Origin of the sequence: Gimesia benthica (assembly GCF_009720525.1) — a bacterium.
GTDB classification, from domain to species: Bacteria; Planctomycetota; Planctomycetia; order Planctomycetales; family Planctomycetaceae; genus Gimesia; species Gimesia benthica.
In genome coordinates this window covers 3,057,572-3,073,349 of the sequence record NZ_CP043930.1, presented here as the reverse complement: position 1 = coordinate 3,073,349, position 15,778 = coordinate 3,057,572, and the positions used below count along the sequence as shown (strand labels likewise).

Sequence of the window (15,778 nt, the reverse complement as noted above, 5' to 3'; positions counted from 1 at the left end):
CAAGATATTCCGGGCCGTACAGCTTTGGAGTCCTTTCTGATACGTTTAGCGATGAGTGAATCAATGCGAGATATGATCAAGGTGCCTGCGAGAGAATCTGTCTCATCCCGTCAGATCGAGGATGCGATCCGTGAACTCAGTCCGGACAAGCGAACGGCGTTTCTGCAGGAGACTCAGAAGTTTCCCTGTCTGCGACGGATTCCCGAATTGAACAAGCTGGCGGATTCGATTGTCGCCAGTTGGAACCTGGAACCGTTTTCCTTGAGCAGTCGCCGGTGGCATCGGATTCCCTGCGAGCGTCAGATTGGTCTGGCCTTCTTCGACCCGAAGACAAAATCGCTGAGTGCTGAACTGACCATCGTCGAGTGCCGGAATCTCTCGATCGAAGGCATCTCCTTCTTTCACGATATGCCGATCCTGTCGCGCGAGGTCGCGATCACATTCGATCTGGAACAGACAGAGCGGGAGTTTATCGTGGTCAGTCTGGCCTGGAGTCGATTTTCTAAAGCGCACCTGTTTCAGAGTGGTGGGCGGTTTCTGTACCAGATCGGCATGGATGCGAGTCTGTCTGAGACAGGCTGAGCTTCAATTCCACTGAGCCAGTTCGGTGTGCACTTTCTGCAGCATGAGCTGGAGGTCATCCTGTTCGGATTCGGGACAGCTTTTGAGGCAGTTTTCCAGCAGTTCGACGGAGAGACCGAGTTTCTGTGTTTTGAAACTGAGTGCAGCCAGCTCCTTCTTATGTGTACTGGAGAGCGGGTGCAGGGCACACAGTCGTCGCTGCACATTCCAGGCACGTGCGAAATCCTGACGCTCTTCATGAATGCGTTTCAGATTCATCAGCATACGAATGATGATTTCCCGATGGGTGGCCGGCTGTAACAGGCGTTTTAATACACTCCGGGGAAATTCTCCGAGTTCGCCCAGTCTGTTCAGACATTCTTCCTCGCTGTAGATCGTTCCTTTCGAGTAGGGATCGATAAACAGGGGGCCATCCTGTGCATCGTAGCGAACCAGGAACTGCAGGGGGGCGGCGACGCCGTGAATGTCGATGCCCAGTTCTTTGCCGACTGCCATGTAAATCAGTGAGAGCGAAATCGGCAGTCCCTGGCGGCTTTCGATGACATGATTCAGGTAGCTGCCTTCCGCCTGGTGATAGCAGATGGTATCTCCCCCCAGTCCGTGCTGACCGGCCAGGCACTGGACAAGGCATTGCACCAGCGCGCGGTCATCTTCCGCGAGGGCGACGCGGCCCGAAAGTTCGCAGGCCCGCTGGCGGACCCAGATCAGAACGTGTTCAAAGACGAGGTCTGGTTGATCATCGCGGGCCAGCTCGAGTGCGGCTTTAGTGAGATCAATCTGCTTGTCATGGTGCAGGAGCCGGGAAAATTCGGGATCCTGTTTGAACTGAAATATTTGCTTAAGGTCCATCAGAGACGAACTTTGTCAGGAGGAACGGGCAGGATTCAGGAAAGAGTCAGGTGCAGACGGGGAGGACATCTGCCGTGGAACTTATTTTTAACCGATGATCGCGGCTTCGATCAATGCCACTTTTTTGCTTCAGCGAAAAACGGGGCTGGTTTGTAAAAAAGACAAGCTCCCGGGGGCGGAGTCGGTCTTCCGGGCAGATCAGCCAAAATAACAGACATACAGCGTCCTGCTTTGATTGACGCTCGCGGGGCGAGTCGACACAATGAGCAGGACCGTGTAACTGATTCCCTGATTTGTGAGAAAAGTCTGAGATACAATGCAATTTTTGCCTGTGGAAGAGCAACTGGCTATTATCGGCCGTGGTGTGGAGAAGATCGTTCCCGAACAGGAACTGGCAGAAAAACTGAAATGGAGCCGCGAGACCGGCACGCCTTTGCGGATTAAGTATGGTATCGATCCTACAGGGATTGACCTCCATTTAGGGCACACGGTGCCGATGCGGAAAATGCGTCAGTTTCAGGAGTTGGGACACCAGGCGGTGATCATTATCGGGAATTACACGGCGCTGGTGGGCGATCCCTCCGGGCGTGACGAAACCCGGGCCCGTCTGACAGCAGAGCAGGTCGAAGCGAATGCCACCGATTACCTGAACCAGGTGGGGAAAGTGATCGACCTGAACAATGCTGAAGTCGTCCGGAACGGGGACTGGTTCAGCAAGATGAACTTCGCGGACATCCTGGAACTGTGCAGCAAAGTGACCGTGGCCCAGTTGCTGACGCGCGACGACTTTTCAAAGCGTTATAAGGAAGAGGCGGCGATTTATCTGCACGAGTGCCTGTATCCGATTATGCAGGCCTGGGATTCAGTCGAGATCAAAGCAGATGTCGAGTTGGGAGGGACGGAGCAGCTGTATTCGTTCATGCTGGCGCGGGACCTGCAGAAAGACCAGGGACTCCGACAGCAGGTCAGCGTGATGTCGCCGATTCTGGTGGGCACCGATGGCGTGCGTCGAATGGGGAAAAGCCTGGGGAACTACATCGGGATCAGCGAAGCCCCGTATGAGATGATGAAAAAATTCATGCAGCTCTCAGACGACAGCATGCAGATGTTCTTCGAGCTGCTGACAGATTTCCCGCTGGATGAAGTGAAGACGATCCTGGGGGACATCCCAAGGAAGCCAAGGTCAAGCTGGCTAAAACCATTATCACCGAATACCACGATGCGGCTGCAGCAGATGATGCCGCCGAACGCTGGCAGCGGGAGATTGGCTCTGGCGGAATGCCTTCCGATATTCCGATAGTACAGATTTCGAAGTCCGATCTGAACGAGGACGGAACTCTGGCGGCAGCGAACCTGCTGAAGGTGACCGGCCTGTGTGGTTCAACCAGCGATGCTCGACGTTCGATCCAGCAGGGAGGTGCCAAAATGGGGGCCGATAAGGACCGGATTGAATCACATGATCAGGCGATTCCCGTGGAGTCGGGTCTGCTGTTATGGGTGGGCAAGAAACGATTCTGCCAGGTGGATCTGGTCGATTAAGTCAAGGCACTTTTGATTCTCTGTGCGTTTCTATTTGCAATCAGGGGAAATGATTCCGCGCGGATTGCATTCATGAGAAATACTTCGTAAAACGTGGTATTAACGATCGCGCAGTAGAATCGTGCTTCACCGTAGCGGGTGAAGTATTACATATTTCAAAAGAAACACAGAAAGCAACAGTTATGGCAACAGGATTTGGAATTGTCGGCTGTGGCATGATTTCGAATTTTCATGCAAAGGCGCTCGAAGAGATTCGTGGTGCCAAGCTGGTCGCCTGTTATGATCAGTTTCCAGCATCAGCTGACAAGTTTGCAGAAGCGAATGGTTGCACAGCCTATCATGAGCTGGATGAGATGCTGGCCGATCCGGAAGTGGACGTCGTCACCATCTGCACTCCCAGTGGAGCCCACATGGATCCGGCGGTCGCTGCCGCAAATGCCGGCAAGCACGTCGTTGTGGAAAAGCCGCTGGAAATTACCCTGAAGCGGTGTGATGCGATCATCGACGCCTGTAAGAAAAACAAAGTTCAGCTGGCGACAATCATGCCGTCCCGCTTCGGTGCCGCCAACATGGAACTGAAGAAGGCCATCGAAAAAGGCCGCTTCGGCAAGCTGACCCTGGGCGATACCTATGTCAAATGGTGGCGGACACAGGAATATTATGACAGCGGCGGATGGCGCGGTACCTGGAAACTGGATGGCGGCGGCGCTTACATGAATCAGGCGATTCATAACGTCGACCTGTTGTTCTGGTTCATGGGTGAAGTGGCCGATGTGAACGGCATGACCGGCACCCTGGCTCACGAGCGGATCGAAGTCGAAGATACCGGCGTGGCTACCATTCGCTTCAAGAATGGTGCCCTGGGTGTGATCGAAGCGACCACCAGTGTTTATCCCGGTCTGCTCAAGAAGACGGAAATCTCGGGTACCGAGGGAACCGTAATCATTGAGCAGGACGACGTACTGCACTGGGAGTTCTCCAAAGAACAGGCCCGTGATGCGAAGATCCGTGAGGAGCTGGGTAAGTCGACCGGTAACACCGGCGGTGCCAGCGATCCTTCGGCGATCTCTTACGCCGGGCATATGGAACAGTTGAAAGACTTCATCAAGTCGATCAAGACCGGCAAAAAGCCACTGGTAGACGGTAACGATGGTCGTAAGAGTGTCGAAATCATTCTGGCGATCTATCAGTCTTCCTGGACCGGCAAACAGGTTTCACTGCCTCTGAAACGGGATCCCCGGATTCCGAAGAACAAGTAAATCTGGAACGGATGCCAATTAAAGCAGGACGGGTTAAGGAGAGCCCGTCCTGCTTTTTTTACGGCCTGCGTGTGATTCAGTCAGCAGCGGTCTCAGCTGTCTGTTGGCGGTAGATGCGGATGAGCATCATGAAGCAGAGGAAGTCGTAGACGGTGTGTGTGGTGATCGGGATCAGCAGATTCTGTGGTGTGAAGAGGATCAGCAGCAGGCTGAGGTAGACGCCCATCAGCGATGCGACGATGACATAGACGCGGGTGACCGAGTGTAGAATGCCAAAGAGCAGATTAGTGAAGATGATGGCATAGACCACCCCAAACTGGTTGGACCAGGATTGCAGGACCCCGCGAAAGAGCAGTTCTTCTCCCAGACCGATGAAAATACAGAGGATGAACACTTCCAGCACAGACGCCTTGACGATACGGGGGCCGATTTCGTCGAGCAGAAACTGATTGATCTTGTGAAATGCCTGGAAGGGGAGTTTCATCGTGAGCAGGAAGAATCCGAACATGGGCAGCGCAGCCAGCGTGCCGATGATGAGTGCCGACCAGCTCCAGTTCAGATTCGTCAGCGGGTTGATATCCAGAGCCCAGCCAAATCCGAACGCAGCGAGGATGATGCCGATGGAGAACAGGGAGCCGCCCAGAATTAAAAGTTGCTGATCCTGGGGTGGATTCTCATCCAGTTCTTGTTCGTCGTCCGGGTTCGACATCGGGCAGGGGTTCACTCTCTAAGTTCAAGGATTATGGGATTATAGCAGTGCCGGGGGGGAATCCAACTCCCGAATTGCTATCCAGGATTGCCAGGTTTTCCTGTTTTAAAGGCGATGTATTAGTTTCAAAACTGCATCTTGCAGAAACTCACCATCTCGAATACATTTTCCCAATCTTAACAGGATGTTATGTGAATCACAGGCGTCTCGTCGGTTGATCGATGAGATTGTCGACTGTTTCTTATCCACTCAGTTCTTCTTTTTCCATGAAGCGGTAGTGCAAGGATGCTGCACCGTTTACGTCAATGGCTCTGTCCTGATTTGGCGATCGATCTGGGAACGGCGAATACACTCGTTGCGATCCAGGGCGAGGGGATTGCGCTCGACGAACCCTCGGTAGTGGCGTTGCATAAAGGCAGCCGCAAGATTCTGGGAAAAGGAACCGCAGTCGGAAAGCTGGCCAAGCAGATGCTGGGGCGCACGCCGGATAGCATCATCGCGGTACGACCTTTGAAAGATGGTGTGATCACCGACTTCGAACTCTGCGAGTCGATGTTGCGGTATTTCATACTCAAGGCCCGTCATCATTCGCGTGGTTTGCGACCGCGGGTTGTGATTGCAGTGCCGGGCAGTATCACACCGGTCGAAAGGCGCGCCGTGTTCAACAGTGCCGAACGAGCAGGCGCCGGCCGGGTCTATCTGATTGAAGAATCCAAGGCAGCGGGCATTGGTGCCGGGCTGCCGATCTCTGAACCGATGGCGAGCATGGTTTGTGACATCGGTGGCGGGACGAGTGAAGTGGCCATTATGAGTCTGGGCGATACGGTGGTCAGCAATTCGGTGCGGATTGGCGGCGACAAGTGCGATGAAGCGATCGTGGAATACATGAAGCAGCATTTCTCGTTGCGGATTGGCGTGCAGACCGCCGAGGATCTGAAGCTGGAACTGGGCAGTGCTTATCCGCTGGAGCAGGAATTGACCGGTGAGGTTAAGGGCCTGGATACGATCAGCAGTATTCCGCGGAAAGCGATTGTGACCAGCGAAGAATTACGCGATGCGTTGCATGGTCCGCTGGAGTCGATTCTGAACTGTTGTAAACAGACCATCGAACAGTGCAAGCCAGAACTGGTGGCGGATCTCGCGGATAACGGCATGGTCCTCACGGGCGGTGGTGCTCTGCTGCGGGGACTGGAATATTACATGAGCGAACAACTGGGGATTCCGGTGCGGGTGGATGAGGATCCCCTGCGGACCGTGGCCCGCGGAACGGCGATCTGCCTGGAACATCTGAGCCAGTGGCGGCATGCCTTTGATAATGGCGAAGGTGACTTTTAAAAGGACGGGCCCGGATCGATGAAACGCGAATCCCGATCAGCAGAGATCAAGCTGGTACTCCTGGCGGTGACCATCGGGGTCGGTCTGTACGTTGTTCCGCAGGAGTACTCCAGCCGACTGTCGAATCTGGTTCGGGATGCGGTGCGTCCCGGATTATCGCTGGTACAAACTTTGAAGAAACGGGATGTCCCGGAAGTCAAAACGAATGTACCTGACGGTCGAGTGGAACAACTGGAACGCGAACTCGCGGCAGTGGAAGAAGAGAACCGTCGGCTTGCACTGGAACGGCTGCGGCTGGCTGAGGAACTGGCTCAACTCAGGCGTACGGGCGCTCCCGATTACGACACCCATCAGAGTGACCGTTTGCTGGTTCCCGATCTGATTGAAGCCAACGTTCTGGGAGAAGCCTCGATCGCACTATTGAGAGAAGGACGGCTGTTGAATCAGGGCGGTGCGCAGGGCGTATTTGAATCTTCGTTTGTGCTGCAGTCGGATCTGCCTGTGATCGATCAGGGAACGGCGCAAGGTGTGAAAGCAGGCTACTCGCTTTACGCAGGACAGGCGGTGATTGGCAAGATCAGCGAAGTCGGCAAGTGGACGAGTACGCTGATTCCGATTACGTCGGTCAACTATCGTGGCTCAGCCCGGATTGCCCGCAAAACCGAACAGGGGCTGCAACTGGGGACAGATGGGATCCTGGTGGGACGCGGTGAAGGAAAATGTGAACTGTTACAGATCCCGCCGACCGAATCGATCCAGGTGGGGCAGGAAGTCTACACGGGGGAAGTCGATCGTGAACTTCCCCTGAGCATGCAGTCGACGCTGGGGCAGCCGATGTATTACGGGCGGGTGATCGAAGCCGAGCTTCCCCGCGGGGCACCATACTGGAAGATCGTTGTGGAACCGGCGGTAAAGCTGTCTGAAGTGCACCAGGTGAGTGTGCTGCGACAGATTATCAATCCGCGACGGCTGCTGGCAAACTGAGAAAGGAATCGACGTTGAAATTCTTCAGCTTACTGCTGCTCTGTTATCTGGCAGTGATTGCCCAGGTCGGGCTGGCGTCCGAAATGATTGTGGCGGGCAGCCGTCCCAATCTGCCGCTGGTCGTGCTCTGCCTGGCGCTGTTCTGGTTACGGGATGCGCAGGTGTTTTTCTGGGCGATTCTGGTCGGCATCATCTGTGAAACCTTTGATGATGCCCATCCGGGAACGGGTGTGCTGGTGGTGACCGGGCTCTGCTGGTTCGTCTATCGCATTCAGGTGCAGTTCGAACTGCGTTCGCTGGTGAGTCGTGCGTCAGTCTTCACCACGATGGCGCTGGCCTTTGATGTGTTGTTTCAGATTGTGAACCAGGGGAGCTTACCTGCTGTGGAGACGTTGACGAGTCTGCTGCCTGTCTCTGCAGGGAATGCGCTCTATTCGTCGGCGGTGGGACTGTCTGTCTTGCTGCTGTGCAAGATCGGGAAGGCACTGCTGCCTGTGTCCGGTGGTTCCTCGCTTTCGGGAACACGTGCTTACACCTCTCGCTATTCTCATTGATGAGTGTCCCTGACAGGGGACTTGAGGAACTGACTTTCTGATGCGAAACCGTCTCGGCAATGATCATATGACACTGGAAAACGAGGCCGCGGGCCAGTCGTTTCAGGTGGATCGTCTGCCCGGCGTTCGCGTGTTTCTGCTGGGGTTGATTCTGGTGGTCCCCCTGCTGGCGGTCAGCGGGCGGTTGCTGTTCATTCAGATGATGAATGCGGAACACTTTTATTCGCAGTTCGGGAAAACGACGGAATCCTTCGAAAGCATACCGAGCCGTGACGGGCGGATCGTTTCCATTGATGGTCGCGTGCTGGCACTCGATGTCGAACGTTTCGACCTGCAGGCTCATTACCGCTGGCTGGAAGAGCCGCCGAATCCGAGGTGGCTCAAACAGCAGGCGTTGACGCTGCTCGAACCGGTGGAACGCCGCAACCGTGAGAAGGTTGAGGCGGCGCAGGAGAAAGTGCTGGCGCGACGACAGCAGTTATGGGACGAACTGGCACAGGTGATGAAGACCAGTCCTGAAGATCTGCAGACCTCATGCAGGGACGTACAACAACGCGTTGAGACCATTATCGAAAGTGTGAATGAGCGCGCTGCTCAAAAGGAAGAGGCGAGTTCGTCCGACGATTCTGATGTCGAAACGCAGGCTGCAACAGAACAGGATCAGCTGCAGAAATTCTGGACGCTGTTCAAAGATGCCTTAACGCGGCCCCCGCGGCGTCCACGGCGTGAGAGGATTGTGGTGCGGGAAGAGCTGGATTATCACACGCTGGCTTCCGGGATTCCCCGGGAGATTGCCCTGGCCATCTCGGCACATCCGGAGCGGTTTCCGGGCATTCATATCCAGGTGGCGACATTGCGAGAGTATCCGCAGAAAACGCTGGCGCCTCACGAGATTGGGGTTCGGCATCGAATTGATGAGAAGACACTGAAGGCTCGGCAGCAGCGGTTTCCGGAGGGAGATCCACTGGATTATAAGGAAGGGGACCGGATCGGCAAGATGGGGGTCGAACGGACCTATGACCGTTACCTGCGCGGCCTGCGGGGTTTGAAAAAAGTGGTTCGCAACCGGCAGGGCGAGATTATCCGTACCGAAATTATCCGCGAGCCGAAGTCAGGCGATGACGTGGTGCTGACTTTGAACACGGGTCTGCAGGACCAGGTGCAGGACTTGCTGGATGAATCACTGCAGGAACTGCGCGTGGGGACCGAGGAGCAACCTGCGGAGCAGACCGACCCCGCGGCCGGTGGTTGTATTGTCGTACTTGATGTTCGTACCGGGGCGATTGTGGCGACTGCTTCCGCGCCGCGCTACGATTTGAATCTGCTGCTGCATCCGACTCCCGAAGAGTGGCAGGCTGTGCTGAATGATCCGCGACGTCCGCTGTTTCCCCGGGCGACGCAGATGATGCTGCCCCCCGGTTCAACGTTCAAGGCGTTGACTTCAATTGCCCTCATGGAAAGTGGCAAGGTGGATCCTGACGAACCTTATATCTGTCGCGGGTATCTGGATCGGCCCGATCGGCATCGCGACTATATCTACAGGCACTTTGGCGTGGGACATAATGAACTGACTTTGACGCGGGCGCTGCGGGAATCGTGTAACGTTTATTTCTTCCAGGCGGCCCGGACGATGGGAGCGGAGACGATTCATCACTGGGCCGATCAACTCGGATTCGGCAAGCCGACGGGGATCGATATCCCGGGAGAGCGGGGCGGTCATCTGCCTGATCCCTCACCGCCTAAGTCTGAGAAGAAATCGCCCTGGTATCCCGGGGACACACTGGGCATGGCCATTGGTCAGTCACGACTGACGGTGACGCCCCTGCAGATTGCGCGGCTGATGGCCGTGGTGGCCAATGACGGGGAAATGGTCGTGCCTCATTTAGCGCATAGTGTGGTGCCTTCCGCGGAATCATCCACGACAACGCGGCAGATGATATCGTATCCGCGACGTTACGTGAGTGGTATTCATCCCGGCACGCTGGAACGGGTGCGGGAAGGTCTGATCGAGGTGGTCGCGCATCCACGGGGGACCGGTTATAAAACGGTGCGTCTCAAGGAGATTTCGATTGCCGGTAAGACGGGGACTGCAGAGACTGGGGGCGGCAAGAACGACCATGCGTGGTTTGCGGGGTTTGTGCCCGCGCAGCGCCCGAAGTACGCGTTTGCCGTGGTGATCGAGCATGGCGGTTCGGGGAGTCGTGTGGCGGGGCCAGTGGCGCAGAAGCTGGTGCGAGCGATGCTCGATACCAGCTTGCTGCAGCCAACACAACCGAAGTTGCAGGCGAACTGAAGTCAGCCTGCGTTACTTCTGTTTTTTCGCACTGGGAGGAATCAGGGCCTCGGGCTGATCGATGTGCAGGTAGTGCCCATGATCGGCGGTGAGGATCACGACGGTGTCCTTCCAGTTGCTATTCTTTTCGACCCAGTCGGTGATAACTTTGAAGGCGGCTTCACCGCTTTTGACAGCACCGATAGAGTTGTCGAGATTATTGTCGTGGTTGGCCCAGTCGACATCGCCGGCTTCGACCATCAGCCAGAATCCTTTTTTGTTCTGGCTGAGCACATCGAGGGCTGACTCGGTCATATCGGCCAGGGTGGGGTTTTCTTTGATGTCGGCGACTGAGTATTTTTCGGCACTCGTCTTGCCGGGCGCGGGCTGGTAATCGCCATCCGCAGTCTGGAAGGGGAGGTGAGCTGCATGAGCTCCGACGCCGTACACACCCAGCAGGCGGGTTTTGTTCTTGATGGCGGCCTGAGTCGCTTTCTGGAGACCGGCTTTTCCATCCACGCCATCTGTTCTGAGGGCGACGGTATATTTTCCACCGTTTTTGACATCGGCCTTTTTGATGGTTTCTTCAGAGATGTACTTCCAGCCGGGGACGAAGTTTTTGCCGTGCGATTTACCGCCGCTGGCTTTTTCTTTTGTACCGTGTCCACCGCCGAGAACGACATCGAGCCCGGGCAGCGATTCTTCAGGATGTGAGATCGAGGTCTGTCCTACGAGGTCGCGGGCCAGGTCCTGGTAATCGTTGCGGCTGACGTTGTGTGCGTAGGCGGCAGCGGGGGTGGCGTGCGTAATCGGGACACTGGTGACGACCCCGACAGAATAGCCGTCCAACTGTGCCTGGTGGGCGATGGTCATCACCGGGGCTCCGGTGGGATCCACGTTGATGGCATTGTTGTAGGACTTGATTCCCGCGGTCATCGAAGTGGCGGTGTTTGCCGAGTCTGGATAGGCGTGCTCTCCGAAATTGTTGCTGGGACTGCTGATCAGATATTTGATATCGTTGCCGGGAGTCCAGGGTTAGGACCTCCTTTTTCCGCATTATAGCCACCCCGAATTGTACCGCCTGGATTGAGTACGGTCTGCTTATCAACATCCACGTTGGTGGCGGCATTATGAGGAGCAGTCACCATGTAGCCGAACTGCGAGGTGCCTGCAGCAGGGTAGTCCTGGAAGAGGAGGCCAGTACCGCGTCCACCTTTGTACTTGTCACCCTTGGAGTAATACAGGGCAGCAGCCTTGGTCGTCTGCCAGTCCATGCCGTCAAAGACAAAGAGAATGATGTTCTTCTTACCTGCTTTCAGAGCTGCTTCCTGGATGTTGTAGAGGTTGGTCTGGTCCAGGTAGTCTGCCTTGGGGTTTACAGTGTTGGCAGGCGAGTAACCATAAATGGCTTCCAGCTTTTTCGAATCGCGATAGGGGCTGTTCACACCGGTGTAAGATTTGAGATCGATGCCCTGACCGGCGTCTTTAGTGCCGAAGGTGTAGACAGGAATCAGCCGCAGCGAATGGTTAGACCATTGGATATATTTTTCGGGTTCGAAACCCCAGTGTGCGACAGGGCTTTTCTTGTTACGAATGGCTTCGGTCTGGAGCTTGCGAATATGGTCAGCCTCCGGTTTTTTGGCAGAGACGGGTAAACAGATTGCAAGTAAAGTCAGCGCGAACAGGCTGGATACAGCAGCGCGTTTCATAGTTTCCTCAAGTCGTGTTGTAACGGTTGAATTTGATCTAAGAAGTATGGGCGGGTAGTTCAATATTATAGGGGCAGGCGGTCCGGGTTTGTAAAGCGTGGGACTGTGAAGCGTGTGTGAAGTTTTGAAGATTCACGGCGTACTTCCTTTGGGCAAACGACTTAGGTACTGAGCAGGACGTTATTTTGCCGGGTGTAGATGAAATTCCGCGGGGATGCGTTCCAGTATACCGCTCCCAAAGACCGGATAAAGCTGCAGTTCATCCATATGTACATAGCCGATGTGACAGCCACAGGTCTGGTTTGAACAGGGGTGATCGATGAGCGTGTCTGCAAAGCCGGGTTCATAAATGTTTCCCAGTGGCTGTTTGATGAAGTGGCAGCGATAGATGTCGCCGGCCCCGTCGACCGAAATCACACTGGAGCCGCACCGGCAGCTGCGTCCGAGGCTTGCATGATATTGGGTGTTGAGCTGAAACAACGGGTCGATGGCCGTGAAGCGGTCCAGTAACTCGCCGCGATAATCCACGCCGGAACTTTTGGCAGCGTTGACCCAGAGATAGATATTCTCGGGAAGTTCTGCACGCAGCCGTTCGATCTCGGGCAGATCATCGGGGAGCCCGACCGCACCGACGCTGTGTGCGACACCGAGCTCAGTCAGTCTGCGTGACTGTGAGAGAAAGCGGGACCGCGTTGTCTGCGAGGGGTGAAAGGTACACCAGAGTGCGAGCCGGGAGACGTTGGCGTTTTCAATCCATTGCAGATCGTATGAGAGATTGGTCTGGGCAGCGACTTTCTCAATCTGAGGGAGGCGGGTCAGTTCACAGATGGCTGACTGATACCAGCGGCGGGTGAGTGCTTCTCCCCAGGGGGTGAAGAACAGGGAGAGCGAATCTTCGCGGCGGCCTTTGACCCAGTCCACCAGGCGTTCGAGAGCGTGTCGGTCGGTTTTCAGTTCCGCGGCGGTTTCGTGGCGCTTGGCGAAAGGGCAGTAATGACAGTCGTAGTTACAACTGGAGAGTGGACCGCGATAGAGGATGCTGAGTTTCAGTGACATTGAAACGTCTCCATGCGCTGCAGGACCTGTTCCGAGTAGAGCCAGGGGCCGATGGTGTCCGATCGTTCGAGACCGGCGGGGGTGAGGATGATCGTGTCAGCGGTGATTCGTGCGAGCCCGTGTTCTGCCAGTTCCTGCAGATCGGGGAAATGGCTGAGGACCTCTCCGCCGAAGGTCCGGGAGTAGAAGTCGCGGGAGAGGCCAGTGGTCTGTAGAAGCGACATGATCAGAAACCGCCGCTGCTGTTCCTCCCGATCCAGATCCACTCCATAGTGGGCTGAAGCGAAGGACTCCGGTTCCTGTTCGAGATAATGTGCGATGATGGCCGCCACACCAGTGCGGCCGACCGCGTATTCGCTGGAGTAATGAATGCGGCTGGTATAGGAGCGGGCGCCGCAGCCCAGGCCGATCATGCCATCGGTCTGACAGCAGTACTGTGTGTCGTGAGGCTGGATCGCATCTGTCCGGCGAAACATGCGGAGCGAGTGTTGCGTGTAGCCCCGTTCGAGCAGGAAGTCCCTGCCGGTGCGGTAAAGTGTCAGGCGATGATCGTCCCACTGCTGCGGTTTGCGTCCCAGGCCGGTGAGCGGGCGGACATACAGGGGATAGAGATAGAGTTCTTCCGGCTGGAAGGAGAGTGCCTGCTGAAGCGAGTCGCGAAAACTGCCGATCGTCTGTCCATCGGCACCGTAGATCAGGTCGAGGTTCAGTGTAGGAATGCCGATATTGCGAACCAGTTCCAGCGCCTCAAGAATTTCACGTCGTTTCTGAGGACGTCCGATGCTGAGGGCCTCCTGTTCGTCAAACGACTGGATGCCAAGACTGATACGGTCGATTCCCTGGTCGTGGATCAAGGCTACTTTTTCCGCCGTCAATGTTGCGGGGGAAGCTTCGAGGCTGCAGGGGATTTGTGCCGGGCTGGTATTCAGTTCTTTCTGGAGAATATCAAACAGTTGGGCGAGTTCGTTCGGCTCGAGATATGTGGGGGTGCCGCCCCCGATCGCGAGCTGAGAAAAATGGAAGTCGGGCAGTTGATCGCGAACCTGCCGGGCCTCGATGCGGAGTTGCTGCAGATATTGAGTAGCGAGATCGTCCTGGGGATTCGAGAGGGTAAACAGGTTGCAGAAACCGCAGCGGTATTCGCAGAAAGGAAGATGGATGTAAAGCGATAAATCAGTATGGTCTTCCGGTTCCCAGATCTGCTGGAGGGGCAGCGGTCGCGTGAACGGGCGATAAGCGGACTTGTGCGGATAGGCGTAGCTGTAGGCGAGGTAGGGCGTTTCCGCGAGCAGTGTCTGTAGATGGCTCATGCCGGACCTCCGGTCTGGGGGAGCAGGCATTCGAGATAGGGAACATCCCAGACCAGCGGATGTGCGAGTCGGTGTCCCTGGTAGCCGTCTTCACCGAAGGTGGTTCCATGGTCGGAGCAGATGATACAGAGTAGCGGAGCCCGCTGTTGCAGGGCTGTGATCAGGGGACAGAGTTGTGCGTCGGCATAAGCGAGGGCTGCCATCTGGGTTTCAACGGAATCCGCAAGTGCACCTTCTTTGAAAATACAACTGGGCTGATGCGTGGCTGAAACATTGAGAAACAGAAAGAGCCGTTGCGCATCAGGAAGCTGCTGGAGTCGTTCGAGAGTGAAATCGACCTGGTGCCGGGTGGAGTGCCGGTCGGTCACCCCGAAGGACGGATACCAGTGGTTTTCCTGGAACAGTTCGGGCAGGGCATTGCCCAGCGGACTCTGTTTGTTGAAGAAGCCGACGCCGCCGATACAGAGCGTGTGGTAACCCTGTGCTGCGAGTCCGGTAACGATGTTGTCTGAAGAGAAGACACAGGTCTCTGGGGCGATGGTTTCACTGCCGGGAAATTCGAGGGCGAACAGTCGCGGATGTTTGCCCGGTGTCACGGGAGTCGGGAGGAACCCGGCGAAAAAGGCCTGGTGAGCAGCATAGGTGAAGTTGCCTGGTGAATGTCTGCGTTCCCAGCCGGTCTCGGGGAGCAGGCGGGCCAGGTTGGGGGTCAGTCCCTGCTGCAGCGCACGGGTTGCGACATCGAAGCGGAGCGAATCGAGGGTCAGCAAGAGGATGTCGTGTGTGCCCAGGCAGGCGCGTGCATCAATCATGGTACCAGACATTGTAGTGAATCGAGTGAAGAAATCTGGCAGTGCGGCTCGGGGAATTCTCCGGGGAATGTGCGGTCCAGTTGCATCCAGCAGGTGTGCATACCGATCTGCCGGGCGCCGGAGATGTCCTGATATGGATGATCGCCGACGAACAGGGCCTGCTGGGGAGTGACTCCCAATGCCGATAACGCCTGTGCAAAGCTGGCTTGATCCGGTTTGGCTGCGCCCGTTTCTTCTGAGATCCAGATGTGATCGATCAGTTGATCGATGCCGGCGGCTTCGATTTTCGCGCGCTGGAGTTCTGCGGAACCGTTGGTGATGACGGCCAGCGCGTAGTGCGGTTGCAGCCGTTGCAGGAGTTCCAGGCAGAGAGGATCGGGTTCAATCATTCGGGGCAGTTTCTCTCGGAAATCTGACCAGAGTTCAGCTGGAGCCCAGTCAGGAAAACAGGTCGTGGCGGCCCAGTCAAAGAATGCGGCGCGATCTTCGTAGCCCAGCCGGTCGCGGGCCAGGATGGTCAGTAGTGTGAGTTCGAATTCATCCTCGGGCAGGGGTGGGGACGCATCCTGCAGGAGCTGTGTGAAATAGCGACGGACCGCTGCGCTGCGATCGAGGAGCGTATTATCGAGGTCAAACAGAATGGCTTTGATGTCTGCATTGGGTAGCATGGGATTCCGCGAAGGCCGCCTTTGTGTGTTTGAGAATGATGATCCCTGAGCCCCCGTCATGCCGAGGTGAAGACCCGGTGAATTTCCTGTTGCAGTGGATTGCATTACTGAACTGTTCTATTGTATAAGTGTTCGGGAGA

The 15,778-nt window shown here is 55.9% G+C and carries 16 protein-coding genes; 8 read left to right on the top strand and 8 right to left on the bottom strand.

Features of this window, described 5'->3' with window-relative positions; all coding sequences use genetic code 11:
- The first annotated feature begins 63 nt into the window (after positions 1-63).
- A complete protein-coding gene (locus tag F1728_RS11605; RefSeq protein WP_155364241.1) occupies positions 64-582 on the top strand; it encodes a hypothetical protein in 519 nt (172 codons plus the stop codon).
- Between the two features lie 3 nt (positions 583-585).
- Here the strand turns inward: F1728_RS11605 and F1728_RS11600 are convergent, their stop codons facing one another.
- Positions 586-1,431 (bottom strand): SirB1 family protein, encoded by an 846-nt coding sequence (locus F1728_RS11600; RefSeq protein WP_155364240.1) that lies wholly within the window; start codon positions 1,429-1,431, stop codon positions 586-588.
- Between the two features lie 316 nt (positions 1,432-1,747).
- On the opposite strand from F1728_RS11600, the gene tyrS reads away from it, so the two are divergent.
- From tyrS to F1728_RS11590, 3 genes are all read left to right on the top strand, one after another.
- Positions 1,748-2,731, top strand: coding sequence for a tyrosine--tRNA ligase (gene tyrS, locus F1728_RS11595; RefSeq protein WP_228030684.1), 984 nt, complete (start codon positions 1,748-1,750; stop codon positions 2,729-2,731).
- The gene (locus F1728_RS31615; RefSeq protein WP_228030682.1) at positions 2,710-2,970 is read left to right on the top strand and encodes a hypothetical protein; all 261 of its coding nucleotides are present in this window, start codon (positions 2,710-2,712) and stop codon (positions 2,968-2,970) included. Before tyrS ends, F1728_RS31615 begins: the two co-directional genes overlap by 22 nt.
- A gap of 182 nt (positions 2,971-3,152) precedes the next feature.
- Positions 3,153-4,229, top strand: a complete 1,077-nt coding sequence (locus F1728_RS11590) for a Gfo/Idh/MocA family protein (protein ID WP_145438657.1) — start codon at positions 3,153-3,155, stop codon at positions 4,227-4,229.
- Between the two features lie 76 nt (positions 4,230-4,305).
- Here F1728_RS11590 and F1728_RS11585 read toward each other — a convergent pair whose 3' ends face one another.
- The gene (locus F1728_RS11585; RefSeq protein ID WP_155364239.1) at positions 4,306-4,938 is read right to left on the bottom strand and encodes a CPBP family intramembrane glutamic endopeptidase; all 633 of its coding nucleotides are present in this window, start codon (positions 4,936-4,938) and stop codon (positions 4,306-4,308) included.
- A gap of 285 nt (positions 4,939-5,223) precedes the next feature.
- Here F1728_RS11585 and F1728_RS11580 point away from each other — a divergent pair, with 285 nt between their 5' ends.
- From F1728_RS11580 to F1728_RS11565, 4 genes are read left to right on the top strand one after another with little or no spacing between them, the layout of a single operon-like run.
- Positions 5,224-6,273 (top strand): rod shape-determining protein, encoded by a 1,050-nt coding sequence (locus tag F1728_RS11580; RefSeq protein ID WP_145180594.1) that lies wholly within the window; start codon positions 5,224-5,226, stop codon positions 6,271-6,273.
- An 18-nt stretch (positions 6,274-6,291) separates the two neighbouring features.
- On the top strand, positions 6,292-7,257 hold the full coding sequence (locus tag F1728_RS11575; protein ID WP_155364238.1) for a rod shape-determining protein MreC: 966 nt from the start codon (positions 6,292-6,294) through the stop codon (positions 7,255-7,257).
- Between the two features lie 14 nt (positions 7,258-7,271).
- Positions 7,272-7,811, top strand: coding sequence for a hypothetical protein (locus F1728_RS11570; protein WP_155364237.1), 540 nt, complete (start codon positions 7,272-7,274; stop codon positions 7,809-7,811).
- A 40-nt stretch (positions 7,812-7,851) separates the two neighbouring features.
- Positions 7,852-10,104 carry a peptidoglycan D,D-transpeptidase FtsI family protein gene (locus F1728_RS11565; RefSeq protein WP_155364236.1) on the top strand — a complete coding sequence of 751 codons (2,253 nt, stop codon included), beginning with the start codon at positions 7,852-7,854 and terminating at the stop codon, positions 10,102-10,104.
- A gap of 12 nt (positions 10,105-10,116) precedes the next feature.
- Here the strand turns inward: F1728_RS11565 and F1728_RS31610 are convergent, their stop codons facing one another.
- The 6 genes from F1728_RS31610 to F1728_RS11540 all read right to left on the bottom strand — a co-directional run bounded on the left by F1728_RS31610 (position 10,117) and on the right by F1728_RS11540 (position 15,638).
- A complete protein-coding gene (locus F1728_RS31610) occupies positions 10,117-11,019 on the bottom strand; it encodes an alkaline phosphatase (RefSeq protein ID WP_261344523.1) in 903 nt (300 codons plus the stop codon).
- Positions 11,020-11,084: 65 nt separating this feature from the next.
- On the bottom strand, positions 11,085-11,792 hold the full coding sequence (locus tag F1728_RS31605; protein ID WP_228030680.1) for a hypothetical protein: 708 nt from the start codon (positions 11,790-11,792) through the stop codon (positions 11,085-11,087).
- A 180-nt stretch (positions 11,793-11,972) separates the two neighbouring features.
- Positions 11,973-12,848, bottom strand: a complete 876-nt coding sequence (locus F1728_RS11555; RefSeq protein WP_228030678.1) for an STM4011 family radical SAM protein — start codon at positions 12,846-12,848, stop codon at positions 11,973-11,975.
- Positions 12,839-14,158, bottom strand: coding sequence for an STM4012 family radical SAM protein (locus tag F1728_RS11550; RefSeq protein ID WP_155364235.1), 1,320 nt, complete (start codon positions 14,156-14,158; stop codon positions 12,839-12,841). The genes F1728_RS11555 and F1728_RS11550 overlap by 10 nt, the downstream gene beginning before the upstream one ends.
- A complete protein-coding gene (locus tag F1728_RS11545; RefSeq protein ID WP_155364234.1) occupies positions 14,155-14,970 on the bottom strand; it encodes an STM4013/SEN3800 family hydrolase in 816 nt (271 codons plus the stop codon). Before F1728_RS11545 ends, F1728_RS11550 begins: the two co-directional genes overlap by 4 nt.
- Positions 14,967-15,638 carry an HAD family hydrolase gene (locus tag F1728_RS11540; RefSeq protein WP_194242782.1) on the bottom strand — a complete coding sequence of 224 codons (672 nt, stop codon included), beginning with the start codon at positions 15,636-15,638 and terminating at the stop codon, positions 14,967-14,969. The genes F1728_RS11545 and F1728_RS11540 overlap by 4 nt, the downstream gene beginning before the upstream one ends.
- Positions 15,639-15,778 lie beyond the last annotated feature (140 nt).

What these genes read in the sequence shown, in the direction of transcription:
- F1728_RS11605 (WP_155364241.1), top strand. Translation starts at nt 64, where the DNA reads ATGCGAGATATGATCAAGGTGCCTGCGAGAGAATCTGTCTCATCCCGT.
- F1728_RS11600 (WP_155364240.1), bottom strand. Translation starts at nt 1,431, where the DNA reads ATGGACCTTAAGCAAATATTTCAGTTCAAACAGGATCCCGAATTTTCC.
- tyrS (WP_228030684.1), top strand. Translation starts at nt 1,748, where the DNA reads ATGCAATTTTTGCCTGTGGAAGAGCAACTGGCTATTATCGGCCGTGGT.
- F1728_RS31615 (WP_228030682.1), top strand. Translation starts at nt 2,710, where the DNA reads ATGCCTTCCGATATTCCGATAGTACAGATTTCGAAGTCCGATCTGAAC.
- F1728_RS11590 (WP_145438657.1), top strand. Translation starts at nt 3,153, where the DNA reads ATGGCAACAGGATTTGGAATTGTCGGCTGTGGCATGATTTCGAATTTT.
- F1728_RS11585 (WP_155364239.1), bottom strand. Translation starts at nt 4,938, where the DNA reads ATGTCGAACCCGGACGACGAACAAGAACTGGATGAGAATCCACCCCAG.
- F1728_RS11580 (WP_145180594.1), top strand. Translation starts at nt 5,224, where the DNA reads ATGCTGCACCGTTTACGTCAATGGCTCTGTCCTGATTTGGCGATCGAT.
- F1728_RS11575 (WP_155364238.1), top strand. Translation starts at nt 6,292, where the DNA reads ATGAAACGCGAATCCCGATCAGCAGAGATCAAGCTGGTACTCCTGGCG.
- F1728_RS11565 (WP_155364236.1), top strand. Translation starts at nt 7,852, where the DNA reads ATGCGAAACCGTCTCGGCAATGATCATATGACACTGGAAAACGAGGCC.
- F1728_RS31610 (WP_261344523.1), bottom strand. Translation starts at nt 11,019, where the DNA reads ATGACCGCGGGAATCAAGTCCTACAACAATGCCATCAACGTGGATCCC.
- F1728_RS31605 (WP_228030680.1), bottom strand. Translation starts at nt 11,792, where the DNA reads ATGAAACGCGCTGCTGTATCCAGCCTGTTCGCGCTGACTTTACTTGCA.
- F1728_RS11555 (WP_228030678.1), bottom strand. Translation starts at nt 12,848, where the DNA reads ATGTCACTGAAACTCAGCATCCTCTATCGCGGTCCACTCTCCAGTTGT.
- F1728_RS11550 (WP_155364235.1), bottom strand. Translation starts at nt 14,158, where the DNA reads ATGAGCCATCTACAGACACTGCTCGCGGAAACGCCCTACCTCGCCTAC.
- F1728_RS11545 (WP_155364234.1), bottom strand. Translation starts at nt 14,970, where the DNA reads ATGATTGATGCACGCGCCTGCCTGGGCACACACGACATCCTCTTGCTG.
- F1728_RS11540 (WP_194242782.1), bottom strand. Translation starts at nt 15,638, where the DNA reads ATGCTACCCAATGCAGACATCAAAGCCATTCTGTTTGACCTCGATAAT.